This is a genomic window from Kitasatospora sp. NPDC091257 (genome assembly GCF_044757675.1).
GTDB lineage: Bacteria > Actinomycetota > Actinomycetes > Streptomycetales > Streptomycetaceae > Kitasatospora > Kitasatospora lactacystinica.
Genome location: NZ_JBIVVI010000027.1, coordinates 1 through 18,340, shown reverse-complemented (window position 1 = coordinate 18,340; position 18,340 = coordinate 1). Strand labels below are relative to the sequence as shown.

Below are 18,340 nucleotides of genomic sequence, written 5' to 3'. Positions count from 1 at the left end.
CTGCCGTGGTCGGCCACCTCGCCGGGGGGGGCGGGGGGGGCCGGGGGCCGCCCCGGAACGCAGCGGTGCCCGGGCTCCGTGGAGCCCGGGCACCGGTGGCGGGCGGAACGCCGCCCGCGGCCGTTACGCCGTGTAGGTGTACGTCACGGGAGCGCTGGTCCCGCCCGCCGTGGTGACGGTGACGCCCACCGCCCCGGGCTGGGCGCCCGCCGGGGCCGTGGCCGTGCAGAAGGACGGGCCGCAGGAGACGTGCGTGGCCGGCACTCCGCCGAAGGCCACCGTCCCGTACGCCAGGTTGCTGCCGATCACGTTCACCCTGGCCCCGCCGGCGGTCGGACCGGACGCGGGGGACAGGCTGCTGACCGCCGGGGCGGCCGGGGCCGGCGGCGGGGCGCCGGTGTAGTCGAAGGCGGCCGGGGCCGCGGCGGTGCCGCCGGGCGTCACCACGGTGACCGGGGCGCTGCCCGAGCCGCCCGGGGTGGTCACCGTGCAGGAGGTGTCGGTGCAGCTGCCGGGCGCCGGGACGCCGCCGACCAGCACCATGCCGTTGGCCAGGTCGGTGCCGCCGACGGTCACCGCGGTGCCGCCCGCGCCGGGGCCGGTGGTGGTGCCGAGGCCGGTGACGGCCGGGGCGGCCTGGACGGTCGCCGGGAGGAGGCTCCGGGTGCCGAGGTCGTAGCGGGAGATGTGGCCGGTCGGGTCGGTGTCGTTGGGGTTGGCGGCCGTCACCGTGATCACGCCGGCGATCGGCACGCCGGGCGTGGTGCGCAGGCTGAGCTTCATGAACTCGTACTTCCCGACCACCCGGGTGCCGTTCAGCACGGCCTCCAGGTGGCGGCCGTCGGGGGAGAGGGTCGAGCTGAAGGTGTAGTCGTACGGCGTGGAGTAGAACATCGCGCCGTCGGTGGTGACGCCGGGCGGCAGGTCGACGGTGAAATGCGTCGGGCCGGTCAGGTCCGCGGTGCCGGACGAGGTCCAGCCCGCCGACATGTTCCCGGTGGTGAAGAACCCGCCGGGGTAGTTCCCGCTCTGCGACACGCTCACGTGCTGGGCGGAGGTCGACGTCGTCGCGGCCAGGGCGGCCGGGGCGGCCGCGGCGGCGGTGGCACCGGTGACGAGGGCGGCGCCGGTGGCGAGGGTGGTCACGGACAGCGCGGCGGCGAGGCCCGCTTTGGCCAGTCGGGTGATCATAGGTCGATCATCACCGAACAAGCGCGCCCTCCTCACGCTTTTCTCGAATGCCGGTTCGGGAATGGCGGGATCTCGTCGAAATCACGTTCTGAATCCGTCACCCGTACCGTCGTCCACCTGCCGCTCCGCCCGCCCGCAAGGTCCGTTTCGGTCGATGTCGGTGCGAACCTCTAATCTTGTCCTCCGTGACCGTCATCGCAGACCCGCTCACCGAGCCCGGCCTCCGCCCGCCCGCCGGCCCGGCCGCCGCGCGCCCCGCGCCCGGCCCCGCCGCCGACGAGGGCCTGGCCCGCCGGCTCAAGGCGCTGGCCTGCACCGCCCCGCTGCACGACCTGGACAACCGCAAGGTCAACCTGGCCGGCGAGTACGGCGGCTACGCGATGGCCGAGGTCGGCCTCGCCGCGATCGACCTGGTCACCCTGAACATGGACTTCGACACCGGGGCCGACCGCGACATAGTGCTCGCCCGCCTGCTGCCCCGGGTCGCCGTCCAGGCCACCGGCCGCCCCGCCGCCGAGCACGAGCGGGTCGCCCGCTGGGTGCTGGAGTCGCTGATCAACGTCGGCAGCGTGGACCGCGGCTTCCGCGCCGTCTACGGCACCTTCGGCGCGGACGGCGAGTACGTCCGCCGGGACTACGACTTCAAGCTGATCGAGGAGGTCCCCGGCCCGGACGGCGGCGTCTACCTGCGCACCACCGACGAGGCGGTCAACGTCCTGGTCGGCGCGCTCGACACCGACGTCACCTCGGCCCAGATCGCCGCCGAGGTCAAGCTGGAGGTGCTGATCCGCCGCGGCCGCCTGGCCGACGCCCAGCTCGCCGCCGAGCAGGCCCGCTACCGCACCGTCCAGTACGCCGAGACGCTGCGCCGCGCCCTGGACGCCACCCGCCGCAACGTCCGCGCCGTCGACTGGATGCGCGCCGTCCCCGACCTCATCGCGGAGGCGCTGGACCACATCGCGGACCGCTACCGGCACGAGAACGCGATTCTCACCAACATCCGCAAGGCCCGCGACGAGGCCGAGGACCCGGAGCACAAGCGCCGCGCCGCCGAGCTGGTCGACATCGTCAAGGACTGCATCCGCCGCCACACCCAGCTCCAGACCCGCCTGCTGGAGGCCGGCCCGCTGTTCCGCGCCGAGCAGGACCGGCAGGCCTTCGCCACCCCCGGCGCCCGCAGCGGCATCGACCTCTACGGGCAGCTGCTCGCCCCCGTGCTGCGGCTGCCGGTGGAGCAGGCCGTCCGCCCCACCGGCGCCTTCTTCGCCCGTGGCGCCGGTCTGCGCACCCCGGTCTCGGTCCGGGTCTCCGATCTGGTCGACCTGCTGCTCACCCCGCCGGTCGAACGCGAGCACCTCGGCGCCGAGCTGCCCGACCCCGACCTGGTCGCCACCCCGGACGACAGCCGGTTCTCCGAGGCCCAGCTGGAGTCCGCGATGGTCCTGCTCGACCTGCCCCCGGACGCCCCCCGCCGGCTCTCCGGCCTGCTCGCCGACGCCCGCAAGCAGGACCCGGACCTGCCGTACCTGCTGGCCCTGCTCGCCGTGCACGCCGCCAGCCCGCCGGTCGGCACCGCCTACCGCCAGGGCGAGGAGCGGCTGCTGTTCGCCGTGGACGACGGCACCCCGCTGCACGACCCGGAGTTCGGCGGCGCCGACCTGATCGTCGGCAGCGCCCTGCTCGACGCGGTCGGCATGGCCGCCGACCGCAAGGACGCCGGCTGACCGGCCGGGAGGCACACCTTGCCGGGACCAACCTTGACGAACCGTAACCACCGCGCCACCCCCGAGGAGCACCGCCCGTGACGACCCACCACGACACGTCCTGGGCGACCGAGAGCGAACCCGCGGCCCCCGCGCCGATCACCCCGGCCGACGTCGCGGACGCCGCCCGGCTGGTCTCCTTCGGCCTCCAGGCCAAGCTGCTGCCCGCCCGGGACGCCGAGTACGCCGACCTGGTGCGCCGCCACCGCGAGGACCCGCCGTTCGCCCGGCTCGCCGACGCCGTCGCCACCGGCATGGGCCTGGTCGTCCTGGAGGTCTCCCCGCGGGCCGGCATGGCCGTGGCCGCCGCCGAGGACTCGCTGTTCGCCGTCCGGATGGGCGACTACTCGCGCCGCGCCGCCTCCGAGTCCACCGACCGCTTCCTACACGGCCTGGCCCACCTGGCCGTCGCCGCGATGGCCTTCCCCCGCCCCGAGGACCTCGCCGACGACGGCTACCTCGGCCGGATCACCGTCAACGGCGTCGACTCCTTCGTGCGCCAGGCCTGCCGCCGCCTGGAGGAGCAGGCCGACGCCGAGGGCGCCAACACCGACCCGGCCTCCGACGCCCCCGGCCTGGAGGCGGCCTGGCGGGTCTGGGCCCGGCGCACCGCCACCGGCGCCACCAAGGACGCCCGCCGGCTCTCCGGCTCCACCATCGGCATCGTCGCCAAGGCCGTGCTGTTCCTGGTCGACTCCGGCTTCCTCCAGAAGGTCTCCGACGACTCCGGCGGCACCTACCGCACCACCGCCCGCTACCAGCTCCAGGTGCGCGACCTGGCGGGCAGCGCGGCCATGGCCGAACTGCTCGACCTCGGCATCGTCCCGGTCTCCGACGGCACCGCCAGCCTGCTGCCGCCGGACACCGGCGACGAACTGGTCGCCGACGCTGGCCTGCCGTTCCACTCGCTCTGAACCCCGGCCCCGGCCCACCCGCCCCGAACCGGCCCGCCGCCCACCCCTCACGCCACGCAAGCCACGGAGAACCGCCGCACATGTACGAGCTCAACCGGGTCCGCCTCTACTCGATCGGACCGGCCGGCGCCCGCTACGCCGACACGGTGCTCGACCTGCGCGGCGTCGGCGAGCCGGTCGCCGACCCGGCCCCGCAGCAGATCGGCCTGTTCGGCGAGGACACCGACGGCCCGGTCCGCCGCCCCGCCCCCGCCGGCGTGCTCTTCCTGGAGAACGGCGGCGGCAAGTCGGTCCTGCTCAAGCTGATCTTCTCGGTCATGCTCCCCGGCCACCGCAACACCCTCGGCGGCGCCAGCTCCGGCGTGCTGCGCAAGTTCCTGCTCGCCGACGACTGCGGCCACGTCGCCCTGGAGTGGCAGCACACCGTCACGGGCGAGCTGATCGTGGTCGGCAAGGTCAGCGAGTGGCGCGGCCGCCAGGTCTCCTCCGACCCGCGCAAGTTCGCCGAGACCTGGTACTCCTTCCGCCCCGGCGCCGGCCTGACCCTCGACTCGCTGCCGGTCGCCGAACGGGTCAGCCTGGCCGGCGACCAGAAGGCCCGCGGCCGCCGCCGCACCATGAAGGGCTTCCGCGACGCCCTCACCGAGGCGGGCAAGGCCCACCCCCACCTCGACCTGGTCTTCGAGGACGGCCACGACCGCTGGACCGAGCACCTCGGCGAACTCGGCCTCGACCCCGAACTCTTCCGCTACCAGCGCGAGATGAACGCCGACGAGGGCGAGGCGGCCGGCCTCTTCGCGGTCAAGCACGACAGCGACTTCACCGACCTCCTGCTGCGCGCCGTCACCGACACCCGGGACACCGACGGCCTCGCCGACCTCGTGCACGGCTTCGCCGCCAAGCTCGGCCGCCGCGCCGAACTCACCGCCGAACGCGACTTCACCGCCGGCTCGCTGGACCTGCTGGAGCGCATCGCCGAGACCACCACCGCCCGCGAGACCGTCCGCGAGGCCCACCGCACCGCCGAACGCCGAACCCGCCGCCTCGCCCACGCCCTCGCCTCCCGCGCCACCGCCGAACGCGACCGCGCCCAGGACCTCGCCATCGAGGTCGCCGCCGCCGCGAGCGCCGTCACCGCCGCCGAGGCCGACCGCACCCGGCACAGCCTGATCACCGACGAACTCACCCACCGGCACGCCACGTTGGGCCTCACCGCGGCCACCGCCGAGGCCGCCGCGCTGCGCCGCGAACTCATCGACGCCCGCACCCTGCACTCCGCCTGGCAGGCCGCCGAGGCGGTGCTGCGCCAGCGCGCCGCCGCCGACCGGGTCACCCGGGTCGCCGCCGCCATCCGCGAGGCCGAGCTGGACGCCGCCCCCGCGCTCGCCGCCCGCGCCCGCGCCGCGACCGCCCTGGCCCGCGCCCTGGAGGCCGCCGCCGCGGCCGCCGAGTCCCGCGCCGACACCGAGGAGGAGCGCGCGGGCGAACTCCAGGAGGACGGCGGCAAGGCGCAGTCCGACGCCACCGAGGCCGCCACCGCCGCCCAGAAGGCCCGCAGCGAGGCCGAGCACCTGCGCCAGCGCCTCGCCGAGGTCGAGCAGGAGACCGAGGCCGCCGTCTCGGCCGGCTTCATCGACGCCGACGGCGACGTGGACCCGGCCCGCGCCGCGCTGCACGCCGCCGACGTCGAGAAGGCCGCCGCCGCCGCGCTCGCCCAGGCGCGTACCGCCGCCGAGTCCGCCGCCGCCCGGCTGCGCGAGTCCGCCGCCGCGACCTCGCGCGCCGAACTCGCCGCCGAGCGGGCGGGCGACGCCCGCAAGGACGCCGCCCGCTCCCTCGCCGCGGAGCAGCGCACCGCCGCCCTGCTCGCCACCGAGGAGCGCCTCGCCGACCTGCTCTCCCTCACGCCCTACCAGGAGGGCGCCGAGGAGGACGCCGGCTTCCTCACCCCCGCCGTGCTCGACCGCAACGCCGAGTACCTGCGCGAACTCCTCGACGAGTCCATCGCCACCGCCGAACGCACCCTGTTCGACCTCCGCACGGCCGCGGCCGACGACTCCCGCATCCTCGCCGCCCTCGGCGACGGCGGTCTGCTGCCGCCCGGCCCGGACGTGCTCGCCACCGTCGAGTACCTCGCCGAGCACGGCATCCCGGCCCTTCCCGGCTGGCGCTACCTCGCCCAGTCCGTGGACCCGGCCGACCACGACGCGATCCTCGCCGCCCGCCCCGAACTGGTCGACGGCGTGGTCGTCACCGACCCGTCCTCGCTGGAACGCGCCCGCGAGGCCCTGCAGGCCGCCGCCCTGCTGCCGCGCTCCACCGTCGCCGTCGGCGCCGCCGCCTCGCTGATCGCCCCGATCACCGACGAGCCCGCCTTCTTCCTCGTCCCGCCGAACCCGGCCATGCACGACGAGTCCGCCGCCGACGGCGAGCGCCGCGAACTGCGCGCCCGGGCGAGCGCCCGCGAGGAGCACATCCGCGAACTGGCCGGCCGCCTCGGCGCCGACCGCGCCCTCGCCGCCCGCCTCGCCTCCTGGCACGCCAGCTGCCCGCCCGGCACCCTCGCCGAATTCGCCGCCGCCGCCGAGGCCGCCCGCGAGCACGCCGAGCAGGCCGCCGCCGCCCTGGCCACCCTGCGCGCCGACCACGACGAGGCCGAGACCGACCACGCCGCGGCCGCCTCCGTCCACGAGGAGCACCGCGAGGCCGCCCAGCGCGCCCGCCGCCGTGCCGACGCCCTCTCCGGCCTCGCCTTCCGGCTGCGCGAGCGCGGCAACTGGTCCCGCCGCCAGCGCGAACTCGCCGAGGACGCCGCCGAGTGCGACCGCCGCCAGGTGCTGTGCGCCGAGCGCGCCCGCACCTGCGACGAGGACCGCCGCGCCGCCCAGCGCGCCGCCGACGACGCCCGCCGCACGGCCCGCGCGCTGCGCGCCGAGCGCGCCGAGATCCCCGCCGCCGAGCAGTCCGACGAGCCCGTCGAGACCGCCCCCGCCGCGCTGCCCGCACTGCGCGAGGCCTACCGCGCCGCCTCCCAGCTGTACGAGAAGGTCGGCGTCGGCGCCGACCTGCGCGCCGAACAGGCCCGGGCCGAGGGCGACGAGGCCGCCGCCGCGACCGAACTCGACCGCCTCACCAACAAGGTGCGCACCCGCGCCGAGGAGCTCCTCGGCAGCCCCGACGGCGCCGACGGCCCGGCCCGCCAGGCCGCCGCCGCCCGCGCCGAGGAGCTGGTCGCCACCATCGAGGCCCGCTCCGCCGCCGCCAGCGAGCAGCTCGGCCGGCTGCGCGGCGAGGCCGAGCGCTCCGCCCCCGCCGACGGCGAGGCGCACACCGAGCTGCCCGAGGACCTCGTCCCCACCGATCCGGAGCACGCCCAGGTCCTGCTGCGCACCGCCACCAGCCGACTCGCCGAGCGCCGCGAGGCCCTGGACGCCGCCCGCACCGCCCACGCCGACCTCCAGCGCACCTTCGACAGCGCCCAGGCCTCGGCCGCCGACTTCGACGAGTTGGCCGGCCAGCTGCGCGACGGCCTGCGCGACCACCAGGAGGACCCGGAGGACCCGGTCGAGCCGTACCTGGGCTCGCTGGCCGACGCCCGCACCGGCGCCACCGAGGCCCGCCGCTCGCTGCGCACCGCCGCCGGCGAGCTGTCCTCCTCCGAACTCGCCGTCCGCGACGCCGCCGACGCCCTGGTCCGGCACGCCAACGCGGCCCGCTACGAGGCCGTCCGCACCCCCGCCCGCCAGCAGATCCGGGAACTGCCCGCCTCCGCGCTGCCCGAGCACGCCGCCGCCTGGGCCGCGGCCTTCGCGCCCCGGCTGCGGGTGCTCACCGACGAGCTGGCCCAGCTGGAGAAGAACCGCGGCTCGATCGTGGACCGGCTGCGCGGCCTGGTCGAGTCCTCGCTCACCACGCTGCGCGCCGCCCAGCGGCTGTCCCGGCTGCCCGAGGGCCTGGGGGAGTGGTCCGGCCAGGAGTTCCTCCGGATCCGCTTCGAGGACCCGGACCACGCCACCCTGGTCGAGCGCCTGGGCGAGGTCATCGACGAGGCCACCCGCGCCGCCGTGAAGAAGAACAGCGACCTGCGCCGCGACGGCATGTCCCTGCTGCTGCGCGGGGTCGCCGCCGCGATCGGCCCCAAGGGCGTCAGCGTCGAGATCCTCAAGCCCGACGCGGTGCTGCGGGCCGAGCGGGTCGGTGTCGGCCAGATGTCCGACGTCTTCTCCGGCGGCCAGCTGCTCACCGCGGCCATCGCGCTGTACTGCACGATGGCGGCGCTGCGCGCCAACGACCGCGGCCAGTCCCAGCTGCGGCACGCCGGCACGCTGTTCCTGGACAACCCGATCGGCCGCGCCAACGCGACCTACCTGCTGGAGCTCCAGCGGGCCGTGGCCGACGCGCTCGGCGTCCAGCTGATCTACACCACCGGCCTGTTCGACACCACGGCGCTCGCCGAGTTCCCGCTGGTGATCCGCCTGCGCAACGACGCCGACCTGCGCGCGGGCCTCAAGTACATCTCGGTCGAGGAGCACCTGCGCCCGGGCCTGCCGGCCGCGCCGGACCCGGACGGCCCGACCATCCACGGCGAGATCACCGCCACCCGGATGTTCAAGCGCCCCGCGGAGGTTCCGGCGCAGGCGTGAGCGGGCCCGTTCGGCCGGGAGAGGTTCCGGTTCGACCGTGAACTGACTAGCGTGATGTCCATGCTGACGATCGCGCACCTCAGTGACATCCACCTCGGCCAGGTCCACCGCCGGGACGGCGGCAAGCGCGCCCGGCGGCGGGCCGAGCAGGTGATGGCGTACCTCGACGCCCTGCCCGGCCCGCTGGACGCGGTGCTGGTCACCGGCGACCTCGCCGACCACGGCCTGCCCGAGGAGTACCGGGAGATCGCCGAGGTGCTGGCCTCCCGGCACCCGGTGCTCATCTGCCCCGGCAACCACGACTCCAGGGCGCCGTACCGGGAGGTGCTGCTCGGCGAGGCACCGGGGGAGGGGCCGATCAATCGCCTGCACCAACTGCCGGGCGCCGACGTGCTGATGCTCGACTCCTCGATACCCGGGCAGGACGACGGCCTGCTGGACGAGCGGACGCTGGACTGGCTGGACGCCGAACTGGCTTCCGGCCGCGGCGAGTTGCCCGCGCTGGTGGCCTTCCATCACCCGCCGGTGGAGCTGCACCTGCCGTACGTCGACCCGATCCGCCAGTTCGGCGAGGCGCGGCTGGCGACGGTGCTGAGCCGGCACCCCCGGGTGGCCGCCCTGTTCTGCGGCCACGCGCACACCTCCGCGGCCACCACGTTCGCCGGTCTGCCGCTGCTGATCGCGCCCGGCGTGGCCTCCACCGTCACGCTGCCGTTCGAGGGCGGGCGCGGCATCTCCTTCGACCACCCGCCGATGGTGGCCTTCCACGTCCTGGACGGGGACCGCCGGCTCACCACCCACTACCGGGCGCTGCCGGTGCGGGACTGACCGATCGGCCCGGCGCTACGGGTGGTTGGGCTGCACCCGGGCCTGGCGCGGCGGCTGTTGCGGCGCCTGGCGCGGTGGTTGGTACGGCTGCTGCCCGGGCCCGTACGGCTGCGGTGGCTGCTGCTGCGGCTGGGGCTGGGGCGATTCGTACGGCTGCCGGTAGACCGAGGACGGGCCGGGCCGGGGGAACGGCCGCGCGGCCGGCGGCTCGGAGGGCCCCCGGTCGCCCGCCGTCGGGTGCGTGGCGCCCGGCGTCCGCATCCGCTGGGCCGCGACCTGGCGGGAGATCAGGATCTCCAGCAGGCACCACATGGTGCCGAACACCCCGAGCCCCATGGCCAGCAGCGCCGGTGTCAGCAGCCAACTGCCCGCGTACGAGGCCAGGGTGGCCACCACGACGCCCACCAGGGTGAAGGACAGGCAGAGCACCGCCCGGACTGCGGCGGCGCGCACCTCGTCGGGCAGGCGGCGGCGACGGCGGCGTGGCACGGACATCGAGCGACCCCCAGGCGCGTGGCGCGTGTTCTGTGAAGCATACGGAACGGGTGCACACGAAACGCGCCCCTCGCCTCACTCTGCCCCGCCGAACCAGGACTATGCGTCCGAAACCGCCGAACTGCCTTCAAATCGTGTCAACCGGGCCGTCCCGGCAGGCCCGGCGCCGTCCGGCGGCCCGGTTCAGTCCAGCTGGACGTTGAGCTCCTCCAGTGCGCCGGTCACGATCGTCCGCATCGCCCGCTCGGCGTGGACGGCGTCCTCGGCGCAGATCGCCTCCGCGACCTCGCGGTGCAGGCGGATCGCGTACGGCTCCGGCTGATGGGGCATCAGATGGTACTCGGTCCGGCCGGTGAGCACCGCCGCGACGCTGTCCCCGAGGTGGGCGAACATCTCGTTGCCGGAGGCACGCAGCACCAGGGAGTGGAAGGCGATGTCGTGCCTGAGGAAGGCGTTCAGGTCGGCGGCCCGTGCGGTGACCGTCAGGTCCACGGCCAGTGAGCTGAGTTCGCGCCGGTCGTCGTCGCTCGCGTGGGTGGCGGCGAGCGCGGCCGCGGCCGGTTCGACGGCCACGCGCAGCGAGCCGAGCGAGCGCAGCTGGGCCGGGCGGTCCGCGCCGGCCAGGCGCCAGCGGATCACCATCGGGTCGAAGACGTCCCAGAGCGACTTCGGCTGCACGGTGATCCCGACCCGTCGCCGGGACGCCACCATCCGCATCCCCTCCAGGACGCGCACCGCCTCCCGGACGACCGTCCGGGACACCCCGAACCGGCCCTCCAGTTCCTCTCCGCGCAGTACCGCCCCCTCGGGGATCTCCCCCGACGCGATCGCCGGCCCGAGCTCGGCAAGCAGCCGCCCGGGCAGCCCCTGGATCTCCATCCGCCCAGCCTAGACGCCCGCTCCGTGGGCCTTCACCTCGCCCTGCGACCCAGGCCACATCGCAAAAGTATGACGATTTGGTTTCCGTCACTTGAATACGTCATATCTTTGAGGCGATAGTGGCGGCCAGGCAACGAAGGAGCACCACCCCATGGCTCTCAGCGTCGAGAACCACGACCTCCCGCAGGCCCCCCTCACCGTCGTGGTGATGGGCGTCTCGGGCGTCGGCAAGACCACCCTGGCCCGCCTGCTGGCGGACCGTCTCGCCCTCCCCTTCGCCGAGGCGGACGAGTTCCACCCCGCGGCCAACATCGCCAAGATGTCCGCCGGCATCCCGCTGGACGACCAGGACCGCGCCCCCTGGCTGCGCGCCGTCGGCGCCTGGCTCAAGGAGCGGACCGAGGCCGGTACCGGCGGTGTGGTCACCTGCTCGGCGCTGAAGCACCGCTATCGCGACACCCTGCGCGCGGCCTGCCCGGGCGCCTTCTTCCTGCACCTCAGCGGTGGCCACGAGCTGGTCGAGGACCGGCTCAGCCACCGCACCGGCCACTTCATGCCGTCCTCGCTGCTCGACTCGCAGTACGCCGCCCTGGAACCGCTGGCGGCGGACGAGCGCGGCGGCGTCCTGGACGTCGGCCCGTCCCCCGAAGAACTCGTCGAGATGGCCGTGGCGCTGCTGCGGCCCGTCAATGGAGACCTCGCGTGAGCATTGCCCCCACTCTGCTGGCGGCCGCCCCACCGGCCCTGCCGCACACCAGCAGCGACTCCCAGCTGCTGATCGCGGTGCTGCTCAGTATCGGTGCGATCGTCGTACTGATCACCAAGCTGAAGCTGCACCCGTTCCTCGCCCTCACGCTCGGCTCCGGTCTGCTGGCCGCCGTCGCGGGTGCCCCCTTCGACAAGCTGCTGAGCAGCTTCTCCACGGGCTTCGGATCCACCGTCGCCAGCGTCGGCCTGCTGATCGGCCTCGGCGCGATGCTCGGCAAGCTGCTCGCCGACTCCGGCGGCGCCAACATCATCGCGGACACCGTCCTCTCCCGGACCGGCAACAAGGCGCTGCCCTGGGCGATGGCGCTGATCGCGGCCGTGCTCGGCCTGCCGCTGTTCTTCGAGGTCGGGGTCGTCCTGCTGATCCCGATCGTGCTGCTGGTCGCCCGCCGCGGCAACGTACCGCTGATGCGGATCGGCATCCCGGCGCTGGCCGGCCTGTCGGTGCTGCACGGCCTGGTGCCCCCGCACCCGGGCCCGCTGGTCGCGGTCGACGCGCTGAAGGCCGACCTCGGCATCACCCTGGCGCTCGGTCTGCTGATCGCCGTCCCGACCCTGATCATCGCGGGCCCGCTGTTCGCGCGGCTGGCCGAGCGCTGGGTCGGCCCGCTGGAGATCCCGGCGGCCACCGCCCCCGAGGAGACGGCCAAGCACGACCGCACCCCGTCCTTCGCCGCGGTGCTGGCCACCATCCTGCTGCCCGTCGTGCTGATGCTCGGCAAGGCCCTGGCCGACGTCGTGATCGACGACCCGAAGGCGCTGGTCCAGCGGGTGTTCGACTTCATAGGCTCCCCGCTGATCGCCCTGCTCGCCGCGACCCTGCTCGGCATGGTGACCCTCGGCAGGGCGGCCGGCTTCGACAAGGCCCGGATCTCCGACACCGTCGGCAAGTCGCTCGGCCCCATCGCCGGCATCGTGTTCATCGTCGGCGCGGGCGGCGGCTTCAAGCAGACCCTGATCGACGTGGGCGTCGGCAACGCGGTCAGCGAGTGGTCCGGCAAGTGGCACATCTCGGCGCTGCTGCTCGGCTGGCTGATCGCCGTGCTGATCCGGCTGGCCACCGGCTCGGCGACGGTCGCCACGATCACCGCCGCCGGCATCGTCTCCCCGCTGGCCGCGAACATGTCCTCGACCCACGCGGCCCTGCTGGTGCTCGCGATCGGCGCCGGCTCGCTGTTCTTCTCGCACGTCAACGACGCCGGCTTCTGGCTGGTGAAGGAGTACTTCGGGATGAGCGTCGGGCAGACGCTGAAGTCCTGGTCGGTGATGGAGACGGTGATCTCGGTGGTCGCCATCGCCCTGATCCTGCCGCTCAGCCTGATCATCTAGCGCGCGAAGCGACGACCGCCGAGGGGCGGCACCCGTGACCGTACGGGTGCCGCCCCTCGGCGTTTCCTCAGTCCGACCCGTCCAGCAGCCCCGACAGCACCGCCGCCGTCGCCGTCAGCAGGTCCTCCGCGACCGCGCCGCCCGCCGCCGTCCGGGCCAGCAGTCCCTCCCGCGCCGCCAGGACCACCGTCGCGGCCTGGTCGGCGCTCGCGCCCGGGGGCACCAGCTCCGGCAGCGCCCGCTCCAGGACCTCGGCCAGCGCCCGCGCGACCGCCCGGTCGTGCGCGGCGACCTGTTCGGCCAGTGCCGCCGTCCGGGCCGCGACCAGCCGGAACTCCAGGAACAGCAGGATCCACCCGGACTCCGTCGGCTCGACCCGCAGTAGCGCCTCGACCAGCCGCTGCGCCCGCTCCCGGGGCGCCAGCGCCTCGCAGGCGGCGGCCAGTTCGGCCAGTTCGGCCATCCGCCGAGCGGCCTGGTCGTCGAAGAGCGCCAGCAGCAGCTCCTCCTTGCCGCCGAAGTTCGAGTAGAAGGCGCCGCGGGTGTAGCCGGCGGCGGCGCAGACGTCCTCGATGCTCGTCCGGGCGAAGCCGACGGAGAGGAACAGCTCGCGCGCGGCGGCGAGCAGCCGGGCCCGGGTGTGGATGCGGCGTCTGGGTGGTCGGGGGGCGGTATCGGCGGGGGGCGGGTTCACAGCAGCACGATACATGGTGTATTCAGTACGAGTCGTATTCAATACAAGCCGTACTGAAACGAGGGCCATCATCGTGAGCGAGCGAAGCGAACGAACCGCCAAGAAGTGCGCGTGGGCGAGTGCCCCCGCCGAGCGCGGCGAGGTGGGCGCATGAGCCGCCTGCTGATCACCAACGCCCACCTGCTTCACCCCGAGGACGGCACCCGCACCGACCTCGGCTGGCTGGAGACCGCCGACGGCCGGATCGCCGCCACCGGCACCGGCCGCCCGCCCGCCGCCGCCGAGGACGTCCGGGTCCTCGACGCGGCCGGCGGCACCGTCCTGCCCGGCCTGATCGACGCCCACGTCCACCTGCTGGTCACCTCGCTCGACCTGCACGACTTCACCAACTGGACCCCCGGCTACGCCACCGTGCGCGCCCTCGCCGAGGCCGAGCGCATGCTGCGCCGCGGCTTCACCACCGTCCGCGACGTCGGCGGCGCCGACCACGGGATGGCCCGGGCCCTCGCGGAGGGCCTGGTCCCCGGCCCGCGGCTGCTGCACGGCGGCAAGGCGCTCTCCCAGACCGGCGGCCACGGCGACCTGCGCCCGCTCGGCGACGACGCCCTGCCCTGCTGCGAGTCCCGCCCGCACTTCGGCCGGATCGCCGACGGCGTGGACGCGGTGCGGACCGCCGCCCGGGACGAGTTCCGCAAGGGCGCCCGCCACCTCAAGGTGCTGCTCTCCGGCGGCGTCGCCTCCCCGCACGACGAGATCGGCGCCGTCCAGTACAGCGAGGAGGAGATCCGCGCGGCCGTCGAGGAGGCCGAGAACCACAACCGGTACGTCACCGTGCACGCCTACCACCCGCGGGCGATCGACCGCGCCCTGCGGGCCGGCGTGCGCTGCGTCGAGCACGGGAACCTGCTGGACGACGGCACGGTCGCCCTGCTGCTGGAGAAGGACGCCTTCCTGGTGCCCACCCTGGTCGCCTACGAGCAGACCGCCCGGGCCGGCGCCGCCTCCGGCCTGCCGCCCGCCTCCCTGGGCAAGCTCGCCGAGGTCCGCGACCGGGGCCTGGAGGCGCTGGAGCGCGCCCACCGCGCGGGCGCCAACCTCGTCTACGGCAGCGACCTGCTCGGCCCGCTGCACCCGGCCCAGCTGGAGGAGTTCACCCTGCGCGCCCAGGTCCAGCCGGTCGCGGACGTGCTGCGCTCGGCGACCACCACGGCGGCCCGGCTGCTCGGCCTGGCGGGGGAGATCGGCACCCTCGCCCCGGGCGCCCACGCCGACCTGCTCGTCCTGGACGGCGACCCGCTCGCCGACCTCGCCGTGCTCACCCGCCCCGACCTCCACCCGAAGCGGGTGGTCAAGGCCGGCGTCCCGGTCTGACGGCGAAACGGCGGGCGGGCGCCCGGGGAAACCCCGGACGCCCGCCCGCCGTGAATGCCTCGACCTGCTTGGCGAGGCTGTGCCTACTTGTTTCCGCGCTTCGCGAGGCTGTGCCTACTTGTTTCCGCGCTTCGCGAGGCTGTGCCTACTTGTTTCCGCGCTTCGCGAGGAAGGCCTCGACCTCGGCCTTGATCTCCGGCGTGTCCAGCCCGCGCACCGTCATCGTGGTGCGGCGGCGCAGCACGTCGTCCGAGGTGTACGCCCACTCGTTGTCCGCCGCGTACGCGACCTGCGCCCAGACGTCCGGACCGTCCTCGTGGATCGGCCGGCCGAGCTCCGGGTTCTCGTCGATCATGCGGGCGATGTCGAAGGACAGCGTGCCGTAGTGGCTGGCCAGGTGCTTGGCCACCAGCGGCTCCATCCGCGAGCCCGGCTCACGGTCGATCAGCAGGCGGTGCGCCACCGCGTTCGGCGCGCCGACGCCCGGCAGCGGGACGGTCGGGGCGATCGGGGACATGTCCTCGCCGAGGCTGGTGCCGGGCACGTGGGCCAGCTTCTCCAGGACGGCGCGGCCGATGTGCCGGTAGGTGGTCCACTTGCCGCCGGAGACCGACAGCATGCCGCCGCGGCCCTCGGTGACGACGGTCTCGCGCTTGGCGGCGGCGGTGTCGCCCGGGCCGCCCGGCAGCACCCGCAGGCCGGCGAAGGAGTAGGTGATCAGGTCGCGGTCGAGGTGCTCGTCGCGGATCGCGTGCGCGGCCTCGCCCATGATCTGGTCGATGTCCGCCTCGGTGGCCCGGACGTCCTTCGGGTCGCCGGTGTACTCCTCGTCGGTGGTGCCGAGGAGGACGTGGTCCTCCCACGGGATGGCGAAGGAGACGCGGTACTTGTCGATCGGGATGGTCAGCGCGGCGCGCCACGGCGAGCGGCGCTTGACGACCACGTGGGCGCCCTTGGAGAGACGGATCGACGGCGCGGCGCCGGCGTCCTCCATCGTGCGCAGGTGGTCCACCCACGGGCCGGTGGCGTTCAGCACCAGGCGGGCGTCGATGCCGAACTCGCTGCCGTCCAGGCGGTCGCGCAGGTCGGCGCCGGTGACCCGGCCGCCGGTGAAGCGCAGGCCGGTGACCTCGGCGTGGTTGAGCACCACGGCGCCGGCGTCGACGGCGGCGCGCACGGTCATCACGGCGACGCGCGAGTCGTTCATCTGGTGGTCGCCGTAGACGGCCACCGAGCGCAGGCCCTCGGTGCGCAGCGCGGGCACCTGCTGGGCGGCGTGGGCGGCGGTGGAGACCCGGCCCATGCCGTCGCGGAAGGCGGACAGCGCGGAGTACAGGAAGACGCCGGCGCCGAGCTTGGCTGCGCCGTGCGGGCCGCCCTTGTAGACCGGCACGAAGAAGGTCAGCGGGTTGACCAGGTGCGGGGCCACGTCGGTGGAGAGCGCGCGGCGCTCCTTGTGGTTCTCCGCGACCAGCTTGACCGCGCCGGTCTGCAGGTAGCGCAGACCGCCGTGGACGAGCTTGGAGGAGGCACTGGAGGTGGCGCCGGCGAAGTCGCCGGCGTCGACCATGGCGACCTTGAGGCCGGCCTGGGACGCGGTCCAGGCGACGGCCGTGCCGAGGATGCCGCCCCCGATCACCAGCAGGTCGTAGGTGGCCTTGCCGAGCAGCTCGCGGGTCTCGGCGCGGGAGGCGGTGTGGCCGGCGGTGCGCTCGGCGCCCAGGGTCGGAATGGTTGCCATGGTGGTTGTGTACGGCGCGCGCGGGTCGGGCGGCGCCGTTACTCCTCTCGTGTGCGGTGCGGCCTCTGCGGGAGAGGCCGGTCGGCCCGGTGCGGCGGGCCGGTTGAACCCGGTGACACCCGCTGCCGGAACAGCGGGCGGCCGGTCGGGGCGCGGGGCCCCGACCGGCTTGTCGGTCAGTTGTTCTCTTCCTCCTCCACCCAGCCCATGGTGCGCTCCACGGCCTTGAGCCACTTCTTGTACTCACGCTCCCGGGTGGCCTCGTCCATGCGCGGGGTCCACTCGGCGGCGCGGTGCCAGTTGGCCCGCAGGGTGTCGAGGTCGTTCCAGAAGCCGACGGCGAGTCCGGCCGCGTAGGCGGCGCCGAGGGCGGTGGTCTCGGCCACGTACGGGCGCTCGACCGGGGCGTCCAGGACGTCGGCGATGTTCTGCATGAGCAGGTTGTTGCTGGTCATGCCGCCGTCGACCTTGAGGGCGGTGAGCTCGACCCCGGAGTCCTTCTGCATGGCGTCGACGACCTCGCGGGTCTGCCAGGCGGTGGCCTCCAGGACGGCCCGGGCCAGGTGGCCCTTGGTGACGTACCGGGTCAGACCGGCGATCACACCGCGGGCGTCGGAGCGCCAGTACGGGGCGAACAGGCCGGAGAAGGCCGGGACGAAGTAGGCGCCGCCGTTGTCCTCGACGGTGTTGGCGAGGGTCTCGATCTCGGCGGCGGTGGAGATGATGCCGAGCTGGTCGCGCAGCCACTGGACGAGCGAGCCGGTGACGGCGATCGAGCCTTCCAGGGCGTACACCGGGGCCTGGTCGCCGATCCGGTAGCCGACGGTGGTCAGCAGGCCGTGGTACGAGTTGACGATCTTCTCGCCGGTGTTCAGCAGCAGGAAGGTGCCGGTGCCGTAGGTGGACTTGGCCTCGCCCTCGTCGAAGCAGGTCTGGCCGAACAGCGCGGCCTGCTGGTCGCCGAGCGCGGAGGCGACCGGGACGCCGGCCAGGTCGCCGACGGCCTCGCCGTAGACCTCGGCGGAGGAGCGGATCTCCGGCAGGACGGCCATCGGCACGCCCATCGAGTCGGCGATCTTCTCGTCCCACGCCAGCGTGTTCAGGTTCATCAGCATGGTGCGGCTGGCGTTGGTGACGTCGGTGACGTGCTTGCCGCCGTTGACACCGCCGGTGAGGTTCCAGATGACCCAGGTGTCCATGGTGCCGAACAGGATGTCGCCGGCCTCGGCGCGCTCGCGCAGGCCCTCGACGTTGTCCAGCAGCCAGCGGATCTTCGGGCCGGCGAAGTAGCTGGCCAGCGGGAGGCCGGTCTCGCGGCGGAAGCGGTCCTGGCCGACGTTGCGGCCGAGCTCGCGGCAGAGCGCCTCGGTGCGGGTGTCCTGCCACACCAGCGCGTTGTGCACCGGCTCACCGGTGTTCTTGTCCCACAGGACGGTGGTCTCGCGCTGGTTGGTGATGCCGATCGCGCGGATGTCGTCCTTGGTCAGGCCGGCCTTCTCCAGCGCGCCGCGGACGACGGACTGCACCCGGGTCCAGATCTCGGCGGCGTCGTGCTCGACGTAGCCGGGCTGGGGGAAGATCTGCCGGTGCTCCTGCTGGTCGACGGAGACGATCCGGCCGTCGGCGCCGAAGATGATGCAGCGGCTGGAGGTGGTGCCCTGGTCGATCGCGGCGATGTAGTTACCGGTGGAGGTCATGGGGAGGGTCCTCGGCTCGGGTTCGGG

The 18,340-nt window shown here is 74.4% G+C and carries 13 protein-coding genes; 7 read left to right on the top strand and 6 right to left on the bottom strand.

What is annotated here, in order from left to right:
• Positions 1-123: 123 nt before the first annotated feature.
• Complete coding sequence (locus tag ACIQOV_RS02465; RefSeq protein ID WP_401044011.1) at positions 124-1,191, bottom strand: IPT/TIG domain-containing protein; 1,068 nt, start codon at positions 1,189-1,191, stop codon at positions 124-126.
• A gap of 194 nt (positions 1,192-1,385) precedes the next feature.
• Here ACIQOV_RS02465 and ACIQOV_RS02460 point away from each other — a divergent pair, with 194 nt between their 5' ends.
• From ACIQOV_RS02460 to ACIQOV_RS02445, 4 genes are all read left to right on the top strand, one after another.
• On the top strand, positions 1,386-2,915 hold the full coding sequence (locus ACIQOV_RS02460) for a hypothetical protein (protein ID WP_401044015.1): 1,530 nt from the start codon (positions 1,386-1,388) through the stop codon (positions 2,913-2,915).
• 77 nt (positions 2,916-2,992) lie between these two features.
• Positions 2,993-3,868 carry a hypothetical protein gene (locus ACIQOV_RS02455; RefSeq protein ID WP_401044008.1) on the top strand — a complete coding sequence of 292 codons (876 nt, stop codon included), beginning with the start codon at positions 2,993-2,995 and terminating at the stop codon, positions 3,866-3,868.
• 80 nt (positions 3,869-3,948) lie between these two features.
• Positions 3,949-8,511 carry a hypothetical protein gene (locus ACIQOV_RS02450; RefSeq protein WP_401044005.1) on the top strand — a complete coding sequence of 1,521 codons (4,563 nt, stop codon included), beginning with the start codon at positions 3,949-3,951 and terminating at the stop codon, positions 8,509-8,511.
• 60 nt (positions 8,512-8,571) lie between these two features.
• Positions 8,572-9,339, top strand: coding sequence for a metallophosphoesterase (locus ACIQOV_RS02445; protein WP_401044003.1), 768 nt, complete (start codon positions 8,572-8,574; stop codon positions 9,337-9,339).
• Positions 9,340-9,354: 15 nt separating this feature from the next.
• Here the strand turns inward: ACIQOV_RS02445 and ACIQOV_RS02440 are convergent, their stop codons facing one another.
• On the bottom strand, positions 9,355-9,834 hold the full coding sequence (locus ACIQOV_RS02440; protein ID WP_401044000.1) for a hypothetical protein: 480 nt from the start codon (positions 9,832-9,834) through the stop codon (positions 9,355-9,357).
• 183 nt (positions 9,835-10,017) lie between these two features.
• A complete protein-coding gene (locus ACIQOV_RS02435) occupies positions 10,018-10,713 on the bottom strand; it encodes an FCD domain-containing protein (RefSeq protein ID WP_359911119.1) in 696 nt (231 codons plus the stop codon).
• Between the two features lie 151 nt (positions 10,714-10,864).
• Between ACIQOV_RS02435 and ACIQOV_RS02430 the strand changes: the two genes are divergently transcribed.
• On the top strand, positions 10,865-11,419 hold the full coding sequence (locus ACIQOV_RS02430) for a gluconokinase (protein WP_359911122.1): 555 nt from the start codon (positions 10,865-10,867) through the stop codon (positions 11,417-11,419).
• A 2-nt stretch (positions 11,420-11,421) separates the two neighbouring features.
• Entirely contained in the window at positions 11,422-12,810 is a 1,389-nt protein-coding gene (locus tag ACIQOV_RS02425; protein WP_380552211.1) for a gluconate:H+ symporter, read from the top strand.
• Between the two features lie 67 nt (positions 12,811-12,877).
• On the opposite strand, the gene ACIQOV_RS02420 is transcribed toward ACIQOV_RS02425, so the two are convergent.
• Positions 12,878-13,504 (bottom strand): TetR/AcrR family transcriptional regulator, encoded by a 627-nt coding sequence (locus ACIQOV_RS02420; protein ID WP_401043996.1) that lies wholly within the window; start codon positions 13,502-13,504, stop codon positions 12,878-12,880.
• Positions 13,505-13,654: 150 nt separating this feature from the next.
• Between ACIQOV_RS02420 and ACIQOV_RS02415 the strand changes: the two genes are divergently transcribed.
• Entirely contained in the window at positions 13,655-14,875 is a 1,221-nt protein-coding gene (locus ACIQOV_RS02415) for an amidohydrolase family protein (protein WP_401043993.1), read from the top strand.
• 145 nt (positions 14,876-15,020) lie between these two features.
• Here the strand turns inward: ACIQOV_RS02415 and ACIQOV_RS02410 are convergent, their stop codons facing one another.
• Together ACIQOV_RS02410 and glpK are read right to left on the bottom strand one after the other, a co-directional pair.
• Positions 15,021-16,616: an FAD-dependent oxidoreductase gene (locus ACIQOV_RS02410; protein ID WP_401043990.1), complete on the bottom strand. Its 1,596-nt coding sequence runs from the start codon at positions 16,614-16,616 to the stop codon at positions 15,021-15,023.
• Positions 16,617-16,792: 176 nt separating this feature from the next.
• Positions 16,793-18,313 (bottom strand): glycerol kinase GlpK, encoded by a 1,521-nt coding sequence (gene glpK, locus ACIQOV_RS02405; protein ID WP_359911136.1) that lies wholly within the window; start codon positions 18,311-18,313, stop codon positions 16,793-16,795.
• Between the last annotated feature and the right edge of the window lie 27 nt (positions 18,314-18,340).

Excerpts from the sequence above, each read along its gene's own strand:
- ACIQOV_RS02410 (WP_401043990.1), bottom strand. The coding sequence starts at position 16,616 with ATGGCAACCATTCCGACCCTGGGCGCCGAGCGCACCGCCGGCCACACC.
- ACIQOV_RS02450 (WP_401044005.1), top strand. The coding sequence starts at position 3,949 with ATGTACGAGCTCAACCGGGTCCGCCTCTACTCGATCGGACCGGCCGGC.
- ACIQOV_RS02445 (WP_401044003.1), top strand. The coding sequence starts at position 8,572 with ATGCTGACGATCGCGCACCTCAGTGACATCCACCTCGGCCAGGTCCAC.
- glpK (WP_359911136.1), bottom strand. The coding sequence starts at position 18,313 with ATGACCTCCACCGGTAACTACATCGCCGCGATCGACCAGGGCACCACC.
- ACIQOV_RS02440 (WP_401044000.1), bottom strand. The coding sequence starts at position 9,834 with ATGTCCGTGCCACGCCGCCGTCGCCGCCGCCTGCCCGACGAGGTGCGC.
- ACIQOV_RS02430 (WP_359911122.1), top strand. The coding sequence starts at position 10,865 with ATGGCTCTCAGCGTCGAGAACCACGACCTCCCGCAGGCCCCCCTCACC.
- ACIQOV_RS02465 (WP_401044011.1), bottom strand. The coding sequence starts at position 1,191 with ATGATCACCCGACTGGCCAAAGCGGGCCTCGCCGCCGCGCTGTCCGTG.
- ACIQOV_RS02415 (WP_401043993.1), top strand. The coding sequence starts at position 13,655 with ATGAGCCGCCTGCTGATCACCAACGCCCACCTGCTTCACCCCGAGGAC.
- ACIQOV_RS02435 (WP_359911119.1), bottom strand. The coding sequence starts at position 10,713 with ATGGAGATCCAGGGGCTGCCCGGGCGGCTGCTTGCCGAGCTCGGGCCG.